13 protein-coding genes and 1 tRNA gene are annotated in these 20,798 nt (G+C 62.5%); 3 read left to right on the forward strand and 11 right to left on the reverse strand.

Annotated elements, in window-relative coordinates:
• Positions 1–45 precede the first annotated feature (45 nt).
• From RUH75_RS03455 to RUH75_RS03465, 3 genes are all read right to left on the reverse strand, one after another.
• Complete coding sequence (locus tag RUH75_RS03455) at positions 46–930, reverse strand: crotonase/enoyl-CoA hydratase family protein (protein ID WP_313802244.1); 885 nt, start codon at positions 928–930, stop codon at positions 46–48.
• Complete coding sequence (locus RUH75_RS03460; RefSeq protein ID WP_313802199.1) at positions 930–3,083, reverse strand: 3-hydroxyacyl-CoA dehydrogenase NAD-binding domain-containing protein; 2,154 nt, start codon at positions 3,081–3,083, stop codon at positions 930–932. The genes RUH75_RS03455 and RUH75_RS03460 overlap by 1 nt, the downstream gene beginning before the upstream one ends.
• Before the next feature lie 199 nt (positions 3,084–3,282).
• A complete protein-coding gene (locus RUH75_RS03465) occupies positions 3,283–4,446 on the reverse strand; it encodes an acyl-CoA dehydrogenase family protein (RefSeq protein ID WP_313802201.1) in 1,164 nt (387 codons plus the stop codon).
• 411 nt (positions 4,447–4,857) lie between these two features.
• Between RUH75_RS03465 and RUH75_RS03470 the strand changes: the two genes are divergently transcribed.
• Positions 4,858–5,610 carry a TetR/AcrR family transcriptional regulator gene (locus tag RUH75_RS03470; RefSeq protein ID WP_313802203.1) on the forward strand — a complete coding sequence of 251 codons (753 nt, stop codon included), beginning with the start codon at positions 4,858–4,860 and terminating at the stop codon, positions 5,608–5,610.
• Positions 5,611–5,671: 61 nt separating this feature from the next.
• On the opposite strand, the gene RUH75_RS03475 is transcribed toward RUH75_RS03470, so the two are convergent.
• Genes RUH75_RS03475 through RUH75_RS03500 form a run of 6 tightly spaced genes read right to left on the reverse strand, consistent with a single transcriptional unit; the run spans position 5,672 to position 13,400 of the window.
• Entirely contained in the window at positions 5,672–6,628 is a 957-nt protein-coding gene (locus tag RUH75_RS03475) for an NmrA family NAD(P)-binding protein (protein ID WP_313802205.1), read from the reverse strand.
• Positions 6,609–8,207, reverse strand: coding sequence for an acyl-CoA synthetase (locus RUH75_RS03480; RefSeq protein WP_313802207.1), 1,599 nt, complete (start codon positions 8,205–8,207; stop codon positions 6,609–6,611). The genes RUH75_RS03475 and RUH75_RS03480 overlap by 20 nt, the downstream gene beginning before the upstream one ends.
• Positions 8,208–8,243: 36 nt before the next feature.
• Entirely contained in the window at positions 8,244–9,287 is a 1,044-nt protein-coding gene (locus RUH75_RS03485; protein WP_313802209.1) for an aromatic ring-hydroxylating dioxygenase subunit alpha, read from the reverse strand.
• Positions 9,284–10,369: an aromatic ring-hydroxylating dioxygenase subunit alpha gene (locus RUH75_RS03490; RefSeq protein WP_313802211.1), complete on the reverse strand. Its 1,086-nt coding sequence runs from the start codon at positions 10,367–10,369 to the stop codon at positions 9,284–9,286. Before RUH75_RS03490 ends, RUH75_RS03485 begins: the two co-directional genes overlap by 4 nt.
• Before the next feature lie 34 nt (positions 10,370–10,403).
• Positions 10,404–11,180, reverse strand: coding sequence for a crotonase/enoyl-CoA hydratase family protein (locus tag RUH75_RS03495; protein ID WP_313802213.1), 777 nt, complete (start codon positions 11,178–11,180; stop codon positions 10,404–10,406).
• A gap of 51 nt (positions 11,181–11,231) precedes the next feature.
• Positions 11,232–13,400 carry an acetate--CoA ligase family protein gene (locus RUH75_RS03500; protein WP_313802215.1) on the reverse strand — a complete coding sequence of 723 codons (2,169 nt, stop codon included), beginning with the start codon at positions 13,398–13,400 and terminating at the stop codon, positions 11,232–11,234.
• 302 nt (positions 13,401–13,702) lie between these two features.
• On the opposite strand from RUH75_RS03500, the gene RUH75_RS03510 reads away from it, so the two are divergent.
• Positions 13,703–15,313, forward strand: a complete 1,611-nt coding sequence (locus tag RUH75_RS03510; protein WP_409592312.1) for an acyl-CoA dehydrogenase — start codon at positions 13,703–13,705, stop codon at positions 15,311–15,313.
• A 207-nt stretch (positions 15,314–15,520) separates the two neighbouring features.
• On the opposite strand, the gene RUH75_RS03515 is transcribed toward RUH75_RS03510, so the two are convergent.
• Positions 15,521–15,607 (reverse strand) — tRNA-Leu (locus RUH75_RS03515).
• Positions 15,608–15,753: 146 nt separating this feature from the next.
• Here RUH75_RS03515 and RUH75_RS03520 point away from each other — a divergent pair.
• Positions 15,754–16,242 carry a hypothetical protein gene (locus RUH75_RS03520; protein ID WP_313802221.1) on the forward strand — a complete coding sequence of 163 codons (489 nt, stop codon included), beginning with the start codon at positions 15,754–15,756 and terminating at the stop codon, positions 16,240–16,242.
• Between the two features lie 9 nt (positions 16,243–16,251).
• Here the strand turns inward: RUH75_RS03520 and gltB are convergent, their stop codons facing one another.
• Positions 16,252–20,790 carry a glutamate synthase large subunit gene (gene gltB, locus RUH75_RS03525; protein ID WP_313802223.1) on the reverse strand — a complete coding sequence of 1,513 codons (4,539 nt, stop codon included), beginning with the start codon at positions 20,788–20,790 and terminating at the stop codon, positions 16,252–16,254.
• Positions 20,791–20,798: the final 8 nt, after the last annotated feature.

Raw genomic sequence — 20,798 nt, forward strand, 5'->3', positions numbered from 1 at the left:
ATTGGTGCAGTCAGGCACGGTCAGCCTCTCTCAACATGGCGCGGATCACGAATATTGCGGCTCTTCCCACCAGGGGAAATAATCGGGCATGTCGGCCGATACGCGGTCGGGGAAATGGGCGGCGCGCTTTTCGAGGAACGAGGCGACGCCTTCACGCGCGTCCCCGCTGAGGCTGCGCGTCAGCACCCCACGGCTGTCGATGCGGTGCGCCTCCATCGGATGCGCCATGCCGAGCCCGCGCCAGATCATCTGCCGCGTCAGCGCGATCGAAACCGGCGCGCTGTTGTCGGCAATCTCGCGCGCCAGGGCATAGGCGGCGGGCAGAAGATCATCGCCGGGGTGAATCGAGCGGACGAGGCCCCCCGCCAGCGCCTCCTGCGCATCGAACACGCGCCCCGAATAGCACCATTCCAGTGCCTTGCTGACACCCACCACCCGTGGCAGGAAATAGGAGGATGCGGCTTCCGGCACGATCCCGCGGCGCGTGAAGACAAAGCCGATGCGCGCCCGGTCGCTGGCGAGCCGGATGTCCATGGGCAGCGTCATGGTCGCGCCGATGCCGACGGCGACGCCGTTGATCGCGGCGATGATCGGCTTTTTGAGTTCGAAGATCCGCAACGCGAGCAGGCCGCCGCCATCGCGCGCCAGTGGCGAGGCGTAGTCGAGCGTGCCATCGGCGCGGCGCAGACTTCCTTCGTCGCCATCATGGAAGCCTTCGGCGCCGCCAGCGATATCGGCGCCCGCGCAAAAGGCCCTGCCTTCCCCGGTGACCACGACAGCGCGCACCGCGTCGTCGGCATCGATCCGGTCGAAGGCATCGAGCATCTCGCGCATCATGGCCGTGGTGAACGCATTCAGCCTGTCGGGGCGCGTCAGCGTCAGCGTCGCGATTCCGTCCTCCACCTCATATCGTATCATTTCATGGCCCATCACCCGTGCCCTCCTGCGGTCAGCGTCCCTTTGCCGGGCTCGCCAATGCCGCGCGGGCCTTGAGCGCGGCCTCGTTGACGATCATCGTGCACGAAGCGCCGGCCTTCAATGGCGTAGCGCTCCAGCAGTGGTGAAATGACGATGTCCTCGCCGGCGGCGACGCGCGCTTTCAGCCGTTCGACCACGCCGGGCAAGCCCACGCTGTCGCCCCAGAACATGGGGCCGCCGCGATAGACTGGCCAGCCATAGCCGGCGATCAGCGCCATATCGATGTCCGACGCGCGATAGACGATGCCCTCGTCCACCAGTTTGGCGCCTTCATTCACCACCGGATCGAGCAGCGCATGAAGCAATTGCGCATCGTCATAGGAGCGCGGCTCAATCCTGTTTCGCTCGCGGATCGCGGCGATCGCCGCCAGCGCGTCCGCCGCTGGCGCCGCTGTGCCTTGCGAATAATCATAATAGCCGCTGCCGGTCTTCTGCCCCCAGTGGCCGGCCTCGCAGAGAATCTCCTGCACCGTCCGACCGGCGCTGTTCTCGCGATCCCAGCCGATGACGTCCAGCCCGACGAGGTCAACCATCTGGAAGGGGCCCATCGGAAAGCCGTAATCCACCATCACCCGGTCGATATCGGCCGGTGGCGGCCCATTCAGGATCAGGCGATCGGCGGTTTCGCCGCGCCGGGCCATCAGGCGGTTGGCGATGAAACCGTCGCAGACGCCGGACACCACGGCGAGCTTGCCCAGCTTGCGGCCCAGCCAGAGCGCCGTGGCCAGCACGTCGCCAGCCGTCTTGTCCCCCCGCACGATTTCGAGCAGGCGCATGATGTTCGCCGGGGCGAAGAAATGCAGGCCAACCACGTCATGGGGCCGGGCGGTGGCGGCGGCGATTTCGTTGACATCAAGGAACGAGGTGTTGGTGGCGAGAATCGCGCCGGGCTTCATGACGGCGTCGAGTTGCGCGAAAATGGTCTTTTTGAGGTCGGGACGCTCGAAGACGGCCTCTATGACGAGATCGGTCCCGGTCAGGGCGGACAGATCGCCGGCGGAGGACAGCGCCGCGATGCGGGCAGCGGCGGCATCGGATGGGATGCGTCCCTTGTCGGCCTGTCCCTGAATGGTTCCGGCGATCCGCGCTCTGGCCTTGTCCAGCGCTTCGGCGTTCAGGTCCACCAGCGTGACGGGGAAGCCGGCGTTCAGCAGGGCGATGGCGATGCCGGTGCCCATCGTGCCCGCGCCGACGACGCCGGTTGTCGCGATTGCGCGCGGCCTGACGGTCTTGTCGAGGCCGGGGACCTTGCCGGCGATGCGCTCGGCAAAGAATGCGTAGCGTTGCGCCTCGGACTCCTCGGAACTCAGCAGCTCCGAGAATAGCTCCCATTCGCGCGCGATACCTTGATCGAAGGGCAATTCGGCGGCGGCGACGACTGCCTTCAGGATGTTGCCCGGCGCCTTGAATCCCCTGAACTGCGCCGGGTTCTTCGCCCGGTAACGGTCGGCCGCAGCCTGCGCCTCTTCAGGCGACAGATCGACCGGCAGATCGCGCGCGCGCTTGAGCGGCGCGCCTTTCACCAGCAGTTCCCGCGCGAAGGCGATGGCCTGCCCGCGCAGTTCGCCTTCATCCACCAGCGCATCAAGCAGGCCCAGCCTGATGCCTTCGGCCGCCATGACTGGCTTGCCGCCGGCGATCATGCCAATCGCCGCCTCGATTCCCATCAGCCGAGGGGCGCGCTGCGTGCCGCCGGCTCCCGGCAACAGGCCAAGGGCCACTTCGGGCAAGCCCAGCCGGGCGGATGGGACGGCGACGCGATAGTGACAGGCCATCGCCACTTCCAGCCCTCCGCCCAGCGCGGTTCCGTGGATCGCCGCCACCACCGGGATCGGAGAATCCTCGATCGCCGCCTCGACCACGTCCAGCGTCGGCTCCAATATGGGTCTGTCCAACTCGGAAATATCGGCGCCCGCGAAGAAGGTCGGCCCCTTGCAAAGCAGCACCACCGCCTTTGCCTTCTGCCCGATCGCCTTCCGGATGCCCAGTAGGACGCCCTCACGCACGCGCTGCCCGAGCGCGTTGACCGGCGGGGAGTCCACCGCGACGATGGCGATTTCCCCTTCAGTCTCGAGCGAGACGACAGAATTGACGACAAGGTTCATGATGTCTTCCTCAGAAAATGCAGACAGGTCTGACGGTGCCCGTGACCAGCGCGGTCTTACCCCCTGATGTCGAAGAAGGACGGGATGTCCATCGTCTAGGACGTGTGGGGATTTGGCTTGGAAAGGCAAGATTGGGGTGACGAGGGTAGGAATGTCCACAAATGGCCAATATTACCATCAGGCCAAATCCCCACACACCCTAGAGCGTCCGTGCGATCAGGAGTTTCATGATTTCGTTGGTGCCGCCATAGATGCGATTGACCCGCGCATCCTTATAGGCCTGCGCGATCGGATATTCGTTCATATAGCCGTAACCGCCATGAAGTTGCAGGCATTCGTCGACGACCTTGCAATGCAGATCCGATATCCAATATTTGGCCATGGACGCGGTTGAACTGTCGAGCCTGCCTTCGAGATGAAGGCCGATGCAGTGATCAACGAATATGCGGGCGATCGTCGCCTCGGTCTTCAGCTCCGCAAGCTTGAACTGGGTGTTCTGGAATTCGATGATCGGCTTGCCGAAGGCGCGCCGTTGCTTGACATAATCCAGGGTGATCCCGAGCGCATATTCAATAGCCGCCATGCATTGCACGGCGATGATCAGGCGCTCCTGCGGCAGTTTCTCCATGAGCTGGACGAAACCCTGGCCTTCAACCGGACCTAGCAGGTTTCCGGCAGGCACGCGGACGTCGTTGAAGAACAGTTCCGAGGTGTCGGCCATGCTGCGGCCGATCTTGTCAAGATTGCGGCCGCGCTCGAACCCCGGCGCGTCAGCCGTGTCGACCAGGAACAGCGAGATGCCCCTCGACCCGGCCGCAGGATCCGTCTTGGCGACCACCAGGATCAGGTCCGCGTTCTGCCCATTGGTGATGAAGGTCTTGGACCCGTTGATCACATAAGTATCACCGTCCCGGCGCGCCGTGGTGCGCACGCCCTGCAGGTCCGACCCGGCGCCCGGCTCCGTCATGGCGATCGCGCTTATCACCTCCCCGGTCGCCATGCGGGGGAGCCAGCGCGCCTTTTGCTCCTCCGATCCGAAGGCCTGAATATAGGGGGTGATGATCGCATTGTGCAGGGTCAAATCCCAGCCCTCTATGCCTCGCAAGCCGATCTCGCGCATGAGGACGACCTCGTGACGGAAATCGCCACCGACGCCGCCATGGTCGACCGGCGTGGACAGGCCGAGCAGGCCTGCCTTGCCCGCCTCTTCCCAAGCGCCGCGGGGCACGATGCCGCTTTCGCGCCATTGCGCAACGGTTTCAGCGGAAGCGTGCTGATCCAGAAAGCGGCCAACGCTGCGACCGAACATCGCGAACTCGTCCTCCGCCAGATAGGCCGGCGTTGGAACGCTCAGAACCGACATGAATCCTCCCTGCGCAGCCCGGAAGTAACCGCCATCGATTGATGGCAGCGGCAAGCGGGCGTTCGCTGACGAATATCAATTTTTTATCACATGTAGCAATTTAAATTTCTGAAATCCATCCGCGATTTATATCTAATATACTGTAAATACAGGATTAATATTTAATACATTGGGGCAATGATATATATAAACGCATACATATTGCAATTTATGTGACATCATATTAATCCGCTCCGCAGCCTCAAGGTCAGCGAATCGAGGCCGCGAGCAGAAGATGTGGGTTCTTGATCCATCAAGATCCGATGTTCAGGGCCAGACTGATGGCTGGCGCAACCGAGCGCCACTGCCAACAGACCACGCCGCCGCGCCCGCCGGCTTTGATCTTCCCGTCACAAACGGTACAGGCTTGGCATGGACGATATCGCACTCTACGCATTGGGTAATATGACCAACAGCAGCTCGGCCATGTTCGAGCGGCGTCGGCGCATTCTGAACGAAGCACGCAAGATGATCGGCAGCGGTGGCCTGGATGCCTTTAGCATCCGGGAATTGTGCAAGCGGGCCGGGGTGGCTTCGCGCACGCTCTATTATGCCTTCGACAGCAAGGAGAACATCATCGCCCTGGCCATCGGCAGCTATTTCGAGGAGTTCGAGCGGCGGCTCCAATTCGACAGGCATCCGGCATCGTTGGAAAGCGCGATCCAGCAGCAGATCACCACCACGCTGCGCAACCAACAGATACCGAACTATCTCAAGGCCGTGGCCGCACTCTACTTTTCGCCGTCGCTCCACCCCCGCATCAGGGAGGTTCTGCTGACGATCGGTGGCAGGGCCTGGAAGCCCTGGATACAGACGCTGGTGCTGCACCGGCAGTTGCAGAAGGGTGTCGATGGCGAAACGCTTCTGATCGATCTGTCCAACCTGCTGTTCGCGAAAGTGCATGAATGGGGATTGGGCATCCTCAGCAATGAGGAGTTTCAGGACCGAACAATCGATGCGGTCCTGATTCATCTTGCGGGCGCGGCCAAGGGCGTCGCACTATCGACGGTTCGTGACGCCTTTGTTCGATGGCGTGGCGATTCCGGCTATCATGCCGGGCTCATCGCCGATGCCCGGGCCCGCCTCGCTGCCATGTCCTCCGATCGGAGCGACCAGCAGCCCTGAAAAGGTCGGGGGCGTCGCGGGAGCCACAACGATAGCGGCGATGGCCCAAAGACGCCGCCTGCTACGACGTCTTGTCCGGTCCTCCCAACAATGGGTCGCGATTTTCGATCAGCCATTCCCGTAACGTCCTGGGCTTGCGCCCGAGCATGCGTTCGGCGAAGTCGTTGCGAGCCCAGACCTCCTCATTATCCTGTTCATATTGGAAGAAGTCCCAGAGCCTCTGGGCGGCGGGACCCAGATGGGGATATTCGGCGAAGAAGGCTTCTTTCGAACCGTCATGCGCGATCGGTTCGCCCCAGACTTCGCTCATCAGTTCGGCGACCTCGCTGAAGCGAAGAATATCGTGACCGTTGTTGATGGTATGGAATTGTCCGATGTGCCGGTGATTGTCCGAAAGGAACAACCTGCCCGCAACCTCGCCCACTTCGGCCGGATCGATATAGGGAATCTTGCGCTCTGGCCAGATCAGCTTGCGGTCGCGCTGCAAGGCCCGGTATGAGCCGAACAACAGGAAGTTGTTCATGAAGGTCGCGCCACAATTGAGATAGGTGACCGGCAGGAAACTGTCGTCCAGCATCTTCTTTGCAAGCGCGTGCTGGATCGGCAGGCTCAGCCGGGCGATCTCGGACGGGATGCGATGATTGTTCGCTTCCGGCTGAAGCCCGACGATCCGGATCAACTGGATCAGCCGGGAAGTCCCCTTCAGCGCCTCGATCATATTGCCGGTCGCGATCTCTTCGTCCGTCCCGCTCGGAGCAACGACAAAGATGCCCTCCATGTCAGCGACCGCAGCCTTGAGCGAGGGAAGATCAGCGTAGCTCGCAAGCACGACCTCAGCGCCGGGATGGATTTGGCGAAGTTGTTCGGCCTTTTCCGGGCTGCTCGATGCGAGGCGCAGGCGGATCGAGGGCGCTTCCCTGCTCAGGAAATCGGCCAGTGGTCCCCCGATGCGTGCTGCCGCGCCGAAAATGAGCACGGATTTGGGGATGGGTTTCCGATTATAGGGCGTCGTTGTCATGATCGCAAAATCCCTGAAGAAGGTCGTATGAAAGGAAGGCCCGGGAAGATCGGGCCAGGCTCCGCAGTTCACGTTTCAATATCTTGCCACTGGCGTTACGGGGCAGTGCATCGACTATGATCACCCGCTTGGGCACCTTGAACGCGGCAAGATGCGCGCGACAATGGGCGATCAGCGTGGTTTCCTCGACCGTCATGCCGTCCCGGGGGGCCACGACAGCGGCAACCATTTCGATCCAGCGCGGATCAGGCAGGCCGATCACGGCGACTTCGGCGACATGGGGGTGGGCATAGATCGCCTCCTCGACTTCGCGTGAGGAGACATTCTCCCCGCCCGTCTTGATCATGTCCTTCTTGCGGTCGACGACGGTGATATAGCCATCCTCGTCAATCGTCGCGAGGTCGCCGCTGTGGAACCACCCACCTGCGAAGGCCTCTGCGGTTCGTACCGGATCATTCCAATAGCCTTTCATCAATTGCGGAGAGCGATGCACGATCTCGCCGGTTTCCCCCGGAGCGACGTCGCGCATCCGCTCGTCGACGACACGGGTCGAAACGTGCAATGCGGGACGTCCCGCCGATCCGGCCCGCGCTTCCTGCTCATGAGGAAACAGGATGGTCGCGACCGGAGCGATTTCCGTCTGGCCATAGAGGTTCCAGAGCCGAAGCCCCGGCAGCCTGCGCTGAAGTTCCCGCAAGACCTCGACCGGCATGATCGACGCGCCATAATAGCCCTTGGCGATATGCGACAGATCATGTTGATCGAACAGCGGCGAGCGCAGCAAGCTGATCCACACGGTCGGCGGGGCGAAAAAGGACGTGACCTTGTGCCGCGCGAGAAGCGGAAGGAGATTGTCGGGAGAGGGCGTCGCCGTAATGATGTTGGTGGCCCCCACCTGCAATGCCGGCCCCATCATCGCGTCGAGTTGGGCGCAGTGGAACAGCGGCAGGGCATGGAGCGCCACGACATCGGCTGTCCATTCGCAATCGACGATGCAGGATTGATATTCCCACAATAGCGATGCGTGCGTCAGCATGGCCCCCTTTGGCCGGGATTCCGTGCCGCTCGTATAGATGAGCTGGAGCAGGTCTTCCGCGCTGGCGCTTTCCTCCGGCGGCGGGCCGTTCGTCAGGATTTCGCGCCAGGAGGGAAATTCATGAGGCGCCGGATCGGTTTCCCCGTCCAGACCATAGATCGCCTCTATGGCCGCTGGCGCGGCGTCGCTTGCGATGGAGCGTGTCGTTGCATCCGCGAACAGCAGGCGCGCGCCGGAATGTTCAAGGATGTATCGCACCTCATCGCTGTTCAGCAGGAAGTTGACCGGCACCAGCACCGCGCCAAGCCGCGCGACCGCGAAGCGGACGGCCATGAAGCTGTGGCTGTTTCGTGCCAGGATGGCGATGCGATCGCCCTTTCCAAACCCCCGCATCGCAAGGCCTCGGCACAGGCTGTCGGCAAGACTGTCAAGTTCGGCGTAAGTCCATGTCACGGAGCCACAGACTATGGCCCGCCGGTTTCCGTTCCGCGCGGCGCTGCGGCGCAGCATCATGGACAGGTTCTGGCAGAGGGCTGGCTCCATTATTCACTTCTCCACCTTGCAAGCATTGGGCGCCGTTCAGGCGCTCTCGGGGTTTGCGGCTGCCGCGCGAATGAGTTTGTCGAGCAGCAACCGGGCCTTCACGCCGCCGGCATCGACGCCATAAGCGCGGAGTTTACGATGCGGCATCCGGTCGATCGAAAGCTGCTGCGCCTCGAGTACCTCGACATCTTCTTCGAAAACCTTGCCCTGAGCGGCCGTCAGGCGATTGAAGGCTTCATCATCATCGATGTCGAAATTGCGCGCCGACCCCCAGAAATAATGGCATGTCTTCGCGGTGGCGGGCGTGATGAAATCGAGGATGAATGATTGTATTTCCGCCTTGCCATGGTCTTCGAGCGTCACTTCATGCTCGACCCGGGCCACGCCGACGTCGATCAGGACGCCGGCCGGCGGGAGATAGGTGATGATCTGCCAGCGATCGACCGGCCCGTCATGACCGCCCATCAGTGATCGATAGAGCGGGGCCGGCACAACCGCGGGCATCCAGCGCGAAGTGACTACCCGATCCGGGAAGACCTGTGTTTCGATCGGAAACTGATGCAGTTCCTTTTGGCCGATGCTGCTGGCGTGCACGGTCGTCTCATGGGTGAGATCCATCAGATTGTCGATGAACAGCCGGTAATCGCATCTGACCTCGAACACGCCCCCATCGACGCGCCAGCCTTCGGCTTCGTTCATCCAGAGATGCGGCAATAGCGAGGGGTCGGCGCGGTCGGCATCGCCTATCCAAACCCAAACGAACTTCTGCCGCTCCACGATGGGATAGGCGCGCGCGCAAACCGCGCGGTTGACAGGATCGCCGCCGGGCATTTCGAGGCATTGCCCGGCGGAATCAAGCAGAAGCCCATGATAGCGGCACTGAATGGCATCACCGATCACCGTGCCCATCGACAGGGGCAGCAGCCGATGCGGGCAGGCGTCTTCCAACGCGACGACCGTGCCGTCCTCGCGCCGGTAGAGCATGACTGGTTCGTCGCAGATCAACCGGGCGAGCGGCTTGCGGCCAACCTCATGACTCCAGGCAATCACATACCATTGGTTGCGCGCGAAAATGGTCATGCTGGTTGCTTCTCTGCTTGCCGCGAGGGCAAGGAAGCCGCCTTCTCGATCATGGCGCGTTCGAAGATGATGTGACGCATGTGAAGGCCGGGAAGGTCGCCGCGGACACTCAGTTCCCGGTAATCAGCCAGATCCTCGTCGGTCCAGGTCCGCTCGACCAGTTCGAGCGCCTCTTCGTCCTCCATGAAAGCCTTGTAGGCGACCCGCGCTATGGCATCCGTCACATCCGGCCGGTCGATGGCGACATCGCGGGCCTGCGCATAGAAATAATGGCAGCTATGCTGCGTTTCCGGCGTGAAACAGTGGATGATCTTGTTGTGAAACTCGGCCCGTCCATTCACGCCGCCATCCAGGTCCTCGATCATCGTATGGGCGATGTGAAAGGCAGGTGACGTGAACCAGCTTTCCGACAGGCGATTGCAGCGGTGGCCTTCATTGCCGATGATCAGCGCATTGGCGCCATTAATGACCCGGCCCTCATCCTTGCGGGTGACGACGACCTGATGCCCTTTGCGCTCCGTCCTGAAGGGGAGCTGGCTGAAAGTGACGTCCCCCACGGCATCGCCATGAAGATAGGGGAAATGGGTGAGGTCGAGCACATTCTCGTGCAACCGAATATAGTTGCTGCGGCAATGGATATATCCGGTGAAGCCGGCATGGTCGGGATCGGACAGCCAGTGATGATCGGGGATCGTTGCTGGATCGGCATGCGCGGGATCGCCCATCCATATCCACAGGAAGAGCGCACGCTCGACCAGCGGATAAGCTGGCGTGCCCAATCCCTTGGGAACGGTGGATTGCGATGGCACTGCGATGCATCGACCATCGCTGCCGAATGCCAGTCCATGATACCCGCATGTCACGGTGTCACCGACAAGCTTTCCGCTCGAGAGCGGAAAGGAGCGATGAGGGCAGCGGTTGTGCAGGGCGACAGCCGTTCCATCCTCGCAGCGGTAAAGCAGAACGCCGATGCCCAGGATCTTGCGATCCTGCAGGCGCCGGTCGATCTCGCTCGACAATGCGGCGACATACCATTCGTCGCGTACGAATGGCGTCGTATGATCCGCCAGCGATTGTGTCATTGCGCCTCTCCGTTTTTTGGCTTGCGTGGCCCGGTTATTTGAAGCGGGGACCCTGTTTCCGGGCGAACTGATCCAGACGCTCCTGGGACTCGTTGCCGAACGTGTAATGGGCCGCCATCTGCTCCAGCATGAAGCCATCGTCCTGGCCAAGGTCGAACATGCGCGGCAGGACATTGCAGATCGTCCAGTTGGACAGCGCGACATTCTCGCTGATCGTTCTCGCCAGTTCCTTGGCCTTTTCAAGGGCTTCATCCGGCTCGACAAGATATTGGCACAGATTCAGCCCATGTCCCTCTTCTGCGGAGAGAATGCGGCGGGTCAGCATCATGTCGGCCATTCGGGCATAACCCAGCAGGCGCTGAATACGGACCGAACCGCCGCCACCCACGAAGATGCCTCGCATGGCCTCCGGCAGCCCGAAATAGGTGGTCCGGTCGGCGACGCGAATCTGCGCGGCGGCAGCGAGTTCCAGACCATATCCGATCACCGCTCCGCGCAAGGCGGCAACAAAGGGAATGCGTCCTCTGGCAATGGCATCGAAACCCTGATGGCCTTCATGCCGATCGCGCTTCTGATCGTCGGAAACTCCCGCCCGCCGCCGGACTCCCATGTCCACAAGGTCGAGGCCGGCGGAGAAGTGGTCGCCATGACCGAAGATCACGCCCGCCCTGGCCTCCAACCCGGCGCGTTCGGCGGCCCGGATCAGCTGGTTGGCGGCCTCGCTGCTCAAGGCGTTGCGCTTGCTGGGACGGTTGATGCCGATAAGGGCGATGTCCCCATCGAGTTCGTAGGTCACATAGGAGTCAGTCACGTCGTCATCCATTTTCTGGTGCTTGATATGCTTGCACTTCGCATGATCGTTTCAGACGGCTGCCGTTACGATCAGGGCGTCGAGGGCGAGCACGCCTTGCCCTTCGGGCAGGGCCAGCAGAGGATTGATGTCGATTTCCACGATATCCGGACGGGCCAGCATGAGGCGTCCGATCGCGGCGATCGCTTCGGCCACCGCCGGGACATCGACAGCTGGCGCGCCGCGAAACGCATCCAGCAGTTTGGCCGAGTTGAGCTTCCGCAATTCCGCCTCGATCTCAGCGGGCGCAAGGTCGGCCGGAAGGAGGCGCACGTCGTTCAGCGCCTCCACCATGATGCCGCCAAGACCCGCCAGAAGGACCGGCCCCCATAGCGGATCGCGCTTGGCGCCGACCACCAACTCCAGTCCCTTGGGCGCCATCGCTTCGACCAGAATACCGTCGAGCACGGTTCCGGATCGGGCTTTCCCGACTCGGTCGAGCAGTTCGACATAGGCCTCGCGCAGGGCCGCCTCGTCCTTCAGGTTGAGGATGACCCCTCCGATTTCCGTTTTGTGGGCGAGTTCGGCTGCCTGAACCTTGATGGCGACCGGATAACCGATAGCGTTCGCCATCCCGACAGCTTCATTGACGTTGCGCGTCAGCCCGCCCGCTGGCCGGCCGATGCCAAGGGCGCCCAGAACCTCCTTGCCCAGCCATTCCGGCTGTGGTCCCGGTCGAAGCGCCGGCAAGCCATCGAGTGTCGCGAACCCGGCAGTGCCACGAGCCAGATTACGGCCATAATGCGTTACCGCCGCCACGGTCCGTAGCGCCCGCTCGGGCGAACGCGACAGCAGAATGCCGTGTTCGCGGGCAAGCGCGACGAAATCGGCCGGAATTTTCGAATCCTCGCCCAGTGCCGTCAAGAGGACCGGCTTGTCCGTGTCCTTCACCACCTCAACGAACGGGGCCAGCCATTTCGCGGCATCCGGGCCGAGCGCCGGCACGGCTACCGCGACCGAACCGATGGCTGGATCCTGAACCAGCACCCGCAGCGCGTCCGCCGTCAGGGGAATATCGAACGCTGCCTGGGTCGTAAGATCGAGAGGATTTTTCGGCGGCGTGAATTCGGGAAGACGCGGCGTGAGCAAGGCCTCGCTTGCAGCCGAAAGCGGAGGCAGCTCCAGTCCCAGTGTTTCGAAATAGTCATGTGCAATCGCGCAGAAGGCGCCTGAGGTGGTGATGACAGCCGGGGCCAGCACGGGCGGACGGGGATTGCGCACAAGCAATTCGGTAGCGTCGATCCACTCTTCCAGCGTGTCCACCACCAGAACGCCTGCCCGGGACGCCAACACCTTCATGGTCGCATAATCACCGGCCAGCGCTCCGGTATGCGAAGCCGCCGCCTGTTGCGCCTTTGCGCCGCGGCCGGTGTGATAAAGCACCAATGTCTTGCCTGACGCGCGCGCCATCGCAACGGCTTCCAGAAACTCGGCCGGCCGCCTGATATGTTCGGCATACAGCGCAATGACGCTGACCGCCGGATCGTCTGCCATGAACGCGATATAGTCCGAGAGGCCGAGCCCGGCCTCATTGCCGGTCGAGATGCGATAGGCCACGGGGAGGTTGCGTTCCTCAAACCCCCAGAACGCATGCCCCATGAGTCCGCCGCTTTGGGAGACGATGGCCAGGGCGGGCAAACTGTCGGAGGGCGGCGCTTCGGCAGGCGGCACGGGAATGAAGCCGATGTCGATACGATCGATGTAATTGGTAAAGCCAAGGCAATTGGGGCCGACGATTCCCACGCCAGCTTCCTCCACACGTCGCGTCAGCTCCTCCTGCGCACCGCGTGCCCCTTCGCCTGTTTCCGCAAAGCCGGAGGCGAACACGACCGCTGCCGCGATCTCCCTCTCGATGCAGCCTTCTATAGCCTCCTCGACCCCGGCTGCCGGTAGCGTCAGGACGGCAAGGTCGATCCCCGCGGGCAGGTCGCTCATGCTCGTCAGAATAGGACGCCCACCAATCTCGCCACCGCTTCGTCCCACCAGATGCACGTCGCCAGCAAAATCGTTCTGATCCAGCAGTCCGACCAGAATGCCACTTGGCGATCCGGGGCGCGCCGACGCGCCGATCACCGCCACTGATTGCGGTCGCAGCAGGCGGGCGACCAGATCCTTTCGCAATCCGATTCGAGGAAGCCCTTCGGCAGGCCGCACGGTAGCATCCACTTTCATACCCTTCATCATCCTCTACGCTTTCTCAGATCGCTGAATGACCCAATCAGATAACAAATTCCAGAAGAATATTCCATGTGGACAATTTATATGCAATGTCATGGAGATCCGGGAACAGGGAGAATTGATTGGTGTTGAAGGTCAACTTTAAACCGCTGGATCGGCTTGCCGATTTCGCATTCCTTCTCGGTCATGTGCTTCAGGTCGAAGATCGGCCCTGGCTGCCGGGAATTCAGACGCCCGATACGCGCGCGCTTCTTCTCGATCAGGCCGATGGCTTTTTTCGCAAAACCATCGCCCCCTTGCGGATAGTGGGGGATGCCGAGGGGACGCGATTCGAAGATGGACGGGTCGTCACGCCTTCGGGCTTCAGGGCCGCCTACGAACAGCTCATTGAAGGAGGATGGCACGCAAGCCCGGTTCCCGAAGAGGAGGGAGGGATCGGTCTTTCGACCCTGATCAGCCAATGCATTGAGGAAATGGGCGCCGGCGCAAACATCGCCTTTCAAATGTTCCATGGCTTCACCGCGTCCGCGATTCACGTCGTCCGCCTGTTTGGCGAGTCATGGCTGGCCAATCTCGTCAATCCGAAGCTGGTGGCGGGGAAATGGTCGGCGACGATGTGCCTGACCGAACCGGAAGCGGGATCGGACCTGACAAATGTGCGGACCCGCGCAGTCGTCCAGGCTGATGGCACCTACAGGATTTCCGGGAGCAAGATATTCATATCCGCGGCTGATCATGATCTCACGGATAACATCGTCCACATCGTCCTGGCGCGCGCCCGGGACCTGGAGGGGCAGGAGCGACCGGGGCTGGCCGGCCTCAATGTCTTCGCGGTGCCGAAATGGAGCTTCCGGGACGGCGCCCGTAATGGTGTCGAGGTTGTCGCGATCGAACATAAAATGGGTCTTCACGGCAATCCGACCTGCGCCGTCGAGTTCGAAAATGCTGTCGGCCATCTCCTGGCTCCGGGCAAACATGGCAGCGCGGCGGGCATGGCTCCGCTTTTCGAGATGATGAACCATGCGCGCCTTTCGACCGGCATCGGTGCGCTTGGGGTGGCCGCCGCTGCGATGGAAATGGCCCATCAATATGCAACGGAGCGCCGCTCCGGCAGAGCCATGGGTTCGGCCGCTGTCCGCAGCGCTCCGGCCGACCCCATCATTCTTCACCCGGATGTCCGGAGGATGGTCATGTCCGGCTGGGCGTTCGTCGAAGGGGGGCGCGCCATGATCTCCTGGACGGCCTTGCTGATCGAAGAGGCACGGCATCATCCTGATCCGGATGTGCGTCAGGAAAGCGCCCTGCTGGCGCAACTGCTTACGCCGATCATAAAGGCGTTCCTGACCGATCACGCTCATGCCGTTTGCGATGATTGCATCCAGATTCACGGCGGCCACGGCTATGTTCGCGAAACCGGCATAGAGCAGTTCGTCAGGGACGTCCGGATCACCAGGATTTACGAAGGCGCCAACGGGATACAGGCGCAGGATCTGGTGATGCGCCGGATGACCGTTGGGGACGGCATGGCCGTTCGCGTGTTGCTCGGGCAAATCGACGCTTTTCTGGACGCCCAGTCGAATTCAGGACCCAACATCATCATGAACGGCCTGAAGCAGGCGACGATGCATCTCGAAGCCGCGGTCGCGCTTGCAAATGACTATCGTTCCGCGCGTCCTGATATCCTGCTCACCTGTTCAACCGATCTTCTGGAATTGTTCGGCTTGGTGCTGGTGGGTTGGCGTCTGGCGGTTTCGGCCACCATCGCCCGCCATGTCGGCGAGGAGTTGTTCACGCACAAGAGGCTCCTGGCGGAACAATGGGCGGTTCGTCATGCAGTGCTGAGTGGCAGCCTCCTTGAACGCATGAAGTGTGCGAATCTGGCGTTCGATGCCGGGGACGCATCGACATGGCGCTAACATCCGGCGAGACGAGTGCGCTTGGGACCGAATGTTCCATCAGCGGAGCGCCGGCATAGCCCATGTTCCGCTCGCAAGCCGTTTCGAAAAAACGAAACCCGGTTTCGATGCTCCAGATAGGAAACCCTTGAGCGCCGGCTTGTCGATTTGATGGGCAATGCCTTCGAGGTTGAGCCCGAAGGCAAAAATCAGTTTCCGTCAGAAATATGGTGCGGTCGAGAAGACTCGAACTTCCACGGCCTTTCGGCCACAACGACCTCAACGTTGCGCGTCTACCAATTCCGCCACGACCGCACATTTCCTAGGGAACCGGCGGGGCCGGTGCCTTGGTAGGAGGCGCCCTTAGCAAAGGCTTTTGGGTCGTGCAACAACCTATCTGTATGCGCGTTATTTTGGACAGAGAAAGTCGGGGGAGCGAGCGAAGGATAAGGGAAGGGTTGATGATGTCCGCGCGCTTCTGGTTATTTTCATTGGCTTGTGCGGGGGCGGCGTTGACGGGCGGCTTCGGACTGGGGTTCTACGCCACGACGCCGCCGAAAATCGGCACGGAAACGGTGCTGCCCGAAGCCGTCCCCCCGGACGGATCAGATCATGACCTGACGTCCACCGATCTGACCGGCCCGGCGATCATCCATTGCAAGGGTTGTGGCCCGACGCTCGCTGATCGCCGGATGGCGGTGGACATGGTGGACATGGCGGGCGGGGACGGCACGAACGATCCGATGATGCGCGATTATGCCGCGCAGGATGAGGTCATCCCCACTGATGAAGCCGAGCCGCCGCCGGCGGTGCGAACGCTGCCCGAATCGATCGAGCGATTCGCGGCCGGGGAGGGGGAGGACGCTTGGGGCTCTGTCAGGGTTGCGCAGGTCCAGAATGACAAAACGCCCGCCGAGGAAGCCCCGGCGGACGTCGCTGTCTCTTACTGAGCGAAACGCTTATTCGGCGGCCACCACTTCCGCAGGCGTGTCGCTCAGAGGATGGGCGAGGCGGCTGACCATTTCCTTCGGACAGACCTGCCAGAAGTAACGGCGCCAGCGATCCCAATCATCCAGGATGGTGTTCGACCATTTGCTGTCGGTCGCCACCGCGTGCTGGGCGATCAGCGACTTCAGCTCCGCTTCCCAATGGGCGCTTTCCAGCCGCTGCCAGACGATGCTCTCCGGGTTGGCGCGCGTCGGGAAGCTGCCATCCTCATCGAGGATGAAGGCCATGCCGCCGGTCATGCCTGCGCCGAAGTTCGCGCCGGTCTTGCCCAGGATGACCGCCGTGCCGCCGGTCATATATTCGCAGCCATTGGCGCCGCAGCCCTCGACCACCACCTGCGCGCCCGAGTTGCGGACGGCGAAGCGTTCCCCGGCCTGACCCGCGGCGAACAGCTTGCCGCTGGTCGCGCCGTAGAGGACGGTGTTGCCGATGATGGTATTGTCCTTGCTCGACAGCGGCGAGGAGACGGTCGTGCGCACCGTGATGATGCCGCCCGACAGGCCCTTGCCGACATAGTCGTTGGCATCGCCGAATACTTCGAGCTTGATGCCCTTGCAGAGGAAGGCGCCCAGCGACTGGCCTGCCGACCCGCGCAGCCGCACGGTCAGATGGCCGTCCGCCAGGCTCGACATGCCGAACTTCTCGGTCACGGCGGCCGACAGACGCGTGCCCACGGCTCGATGCGTGTTGCGCACCGTGTAGGTGAGCTGCATCTTCTCGCCACGCTCGAACACCGCGCGGGCATCCTTCATCATCTGCGCGTCGAGGCTGTCCGGCACGGCATTGCGCCATTCGGTCAGGCTGAAACGGCGCTGATCGTCGGGCGCGTCCACCTTGGCGAGGATCGGGTTGAGGTCGAGATCGTCCAGATGTTCGGCGCCGCGATTGACCTGCTTCAGCAGCTCGGTGCGGCCGATCACCTCGTCCAGGCTGCGATAGCCCAGACGCGCCAGGATCTCGCGAACCTCTTCCGCGATGAAGGTCATGAGGTTGATGACCTTCTCCGGCGTGCCGGTGAACTTCTCGCGCAGCTTCTCGTCCTGCACGCAGACGCCGACGGGACAGGTGTTGCTGTGGCACTGACGCACCATGATGCAACCCATGGCCACCAGCGACAGCGTGCCGATGCCGAACTCCTCGGCGCCCAGGATCGCCGCGATCACGATGTCGCGGCCGGTCTTGAGTCCGCCATCGGTGCGCAGCTTCACGCGATGGCGCAGGCCGTTGAGTGTGAGCACCTGATTGGCTTCCGACAGGCCCATTTCCCATGGCGTGCCGGCATATTTCACCGACGTCTGCGGTGAAGCGCCGGTGCCGCCGACATGGCCCGCGACCAGGATGACGTCGGCATGCGCCTTCGCCACGCCCGCCGCCACGGTGCCGATGCCGGCCTGGCTGACCAGCTTCACGCAAACGCGCGCGCGCGGGTTGATCATTTTGCAGTCGTAGATGAGCTGTGCGAGATCCTCGATCGAATAGATGTCATGGTGCGGCGGCGGCGAGATCAAAGTCACGCCAGGCGTCGCATGGCGCAGCTTGGCGATGAACTCGGTCACCTTGAAACCGGGCAGCTGGCCACCCTCGCCGGGCTTGGCGCCTTGGGCCACCTTGATCTCGATTTCTTCGGCCGACCCCAGATATTCGGCATGGACGCCGAAGCGGCCGGACGCGATCTGCTTGATCACCGAGTTGGCATTGTCGCCATTCTCATAGGGCTTGAAGCGGTTCGCATCCTCGCCGCCTTCGCCCGAAACGGCCTTGGCGCCGATGCGGTTCATGGCGATCGCCAGCGTCTCATGCGCCTCCGGAGAGAGCGCGCCCAGCGACATGCCCGGCGTCACGAAACGCTTGCGGATTTCGGTGGTTGCCTCGACCTCGTCGATCGGCACCGCCTCGCGGGCGAAGTTGAACTCCAGCAGGTCGCGCAGATAGACCGGCGGCAAGTCGCGCACGCCGCGCGAGAATTGCAGATAGGTCGAATAGCTGTCGGTCGCGACCGACGTCTGCAACAGATGCATCAGCTGCGCCGAATAGGCATGCGTCTCGCCGCCATTGCGTTGGCGGTAGAAGCCGCCGACCGGCAGGCGCACCACGGCGCTGTCATAGGCGGCGTCATGGCGCAGCTTCGCGCTGTAATGGAGTGACTGATAGCCCTCGCCCGAAATCTTCGCCGGCATGCCGGGGAAGAGATCGTTGACCAATGCGCGGGACAGACCCACGGCTTCGAAATTATAGCCGCCGCGATAGGAGCTGATGACCGCGATGCCCATTTTGGACATGATCTTCAGCAGGCCTTCGTTGATCGCGACGCGGAAGCGTTCGAAACACTGATCGAGCGACAGATTGCCGAACAGGCCGCGCGCATGGCGGTCGGCGATGCTGGCTTCGGCCAGATAGGCGTTCACCGTGGTTGCGCCGACGCCGATCAGCACCGCGAAATAATGGGTGTCGAGCGCTTCTGCGCAGCGTACGTTGATCGACGCATAGCTGCGCAGCCCCTTGCGGACGAGATGCGTGTGCACCGCCGCCGCCGCCAGCACGCCGGCAATGGCGATGCGGTCGGCATTGACATGCTCGTCGGTCAGGAAGATTTCGGTGCGGCCTTCGCGGACGGCCTGCTCGGCTTCCTCCCGGATGCGGGCGATGGCGGCGCGCAGCTGCTCCTGCCCGCCCTCGGCGGGGAAAGTGCAGTCGATTTCCGCGACGGCCGGACCGAAATGCCCTTTCAGCTTCGCCCATTCGGCCGAGGTCAGCACCGGCGAATCCAGCACCAGCACATGGCTGTTCTGTGTGTCCTGCTCCAGGATATTGTGGAGGTTGGAAAAGCGCGTCTTCAGGCTCATCACGTACCGCTCGCGCAGTGGATCGATCGGCGGGTTGGTGACCTGGCTGAAATTCTGGCGGAAGAAATGGCTGACGGTGCGCGGCTTGTCGGAAATGACGGCCAGCGGCGTGTCATCGCCCATCGATCCGACGGCTTCCTTCGCATCCTCGACCATCGGCGCGAGGATCAGCTCCATATCCTCCAGCGTCATGTTGGCGGCGACTTGGCGGCGCGTCAGCTCGGCCTTGTCCCAGCTGGGCAGGGCAGACGGCGCGTCGGCCAGATCATTGACCGTCATGAAGTCCTTGATCAGTTCCGAATAGGGGCGCTCGCCCGCAATCTGGTCCTTGATCTCATGATCGTCGAAGATCACGCCTTCCTGCAGGTCGACGGCGATCATCTGGCCCGGACCCATGCGGCCCTTCCGGACGATGGTGGTTTCGGGAACCACGACCATGCCGGTTTCCGAACCCACGATCAGCAGATTGTCGCCAGTCAGCGTGTAGCGCAGCGGACGCAGCGCATTGCGGTCGACGCCCGCCACGACCCAGCGGCCATCGGTCATCGCCAGCGCGGCGGGGCCATCCCACGGCTCCATCACGGAGGCGAGATATTCATACATGTCCGAATGCGCCTGCGGCAGTTCGGCGGCGGCCGACTGATAGGCTTCGGGCACGAGCATCAGCTTCGCGGTCGGCGCATCGCGGCCGGAGCGGCAGATCGCCTCGAACACGGCGTCGAGCGCAGCGGTGTCGGACGCGCCCGCCGGGATCACGGGCTTGATGTCCTCCGACTGCTCGCCAAAGGCAAGCGAGGCCATCTTGATCTCGTGGCTCTTCATCCAGTTCTTGTTGCCGCGAATGGTGTTGATCTCACCATTATGCGCGAGCGTGCGGAACGGCTGGGCCAGCCACCATTGCGGGAAGGTGTTGGTCGAATAGCGCTGGTGGAAGATAGCCACCCGGCTCTCGAACCGCTCGTCCTGCAGGTCGGGGTAGAAGACCGACAGCGATTCCGCGAGGAACAGGCCCTTGTAGATGATCGAGCGGCAGCTCAGCGAGCAGACATAGAAGTCCTGGATCTGCGCGGCGATGACCTTCTTCTCGATCCGGCGGCGGATGAGGTAGAGGTCCTTTTCGAACTCGGCCTGATCGCGTTCCTCCGGCATCGGCCCGGCGATCATGATCTGCTCGATCTCGGGGCGGGTGCGCTGCGCCTTCTCGCCGATGACGGAGACGTCGACCGGCACCTGACGCCAGCCATAGATGGTGTAGCCCGCGTCGATGATCTCGGCCTCGACGATGGTGCGGCAGGTTTCCTGCGCGGAGAGGTCCGTGCGCGGCAGGAAGATCATGCCGACGGCCAGGCGATTAGGCAGCGGCTTGTGGCCCGAATCCGCGATCGCATCGTCGAAGAAGCGCACCGGCAGGTCCACATGGATGCCCGCGCCGTCGCCGGTTTTGCCGTCCGCGTCGACCGCGCCACGGTGCCACACCGCCTTAAGCGCATCGATCGCGCTGGCGACCACGCGGCGGCTCGCGCGGCCGTCAGTCGCGGCGACCAGGCCGACGCCGCATGCATCGCCTTCCATTTCGGGGTGATACATGCCCTCAGCGGCAAGGCGCGCGCGCTCTTCGGGGCTCGCCATATAGGGGGTGTTGGCCATGGATGCCT

Source organism: Sphingobium sp., from assembly GCF_032153725.1.
Classification (GTDB): domain Bacteria; phylum Pseudomonadota; class Alphaproteobacteria; order Sphingomonadales; family Sphingomonadaceae; genus Sphingobium.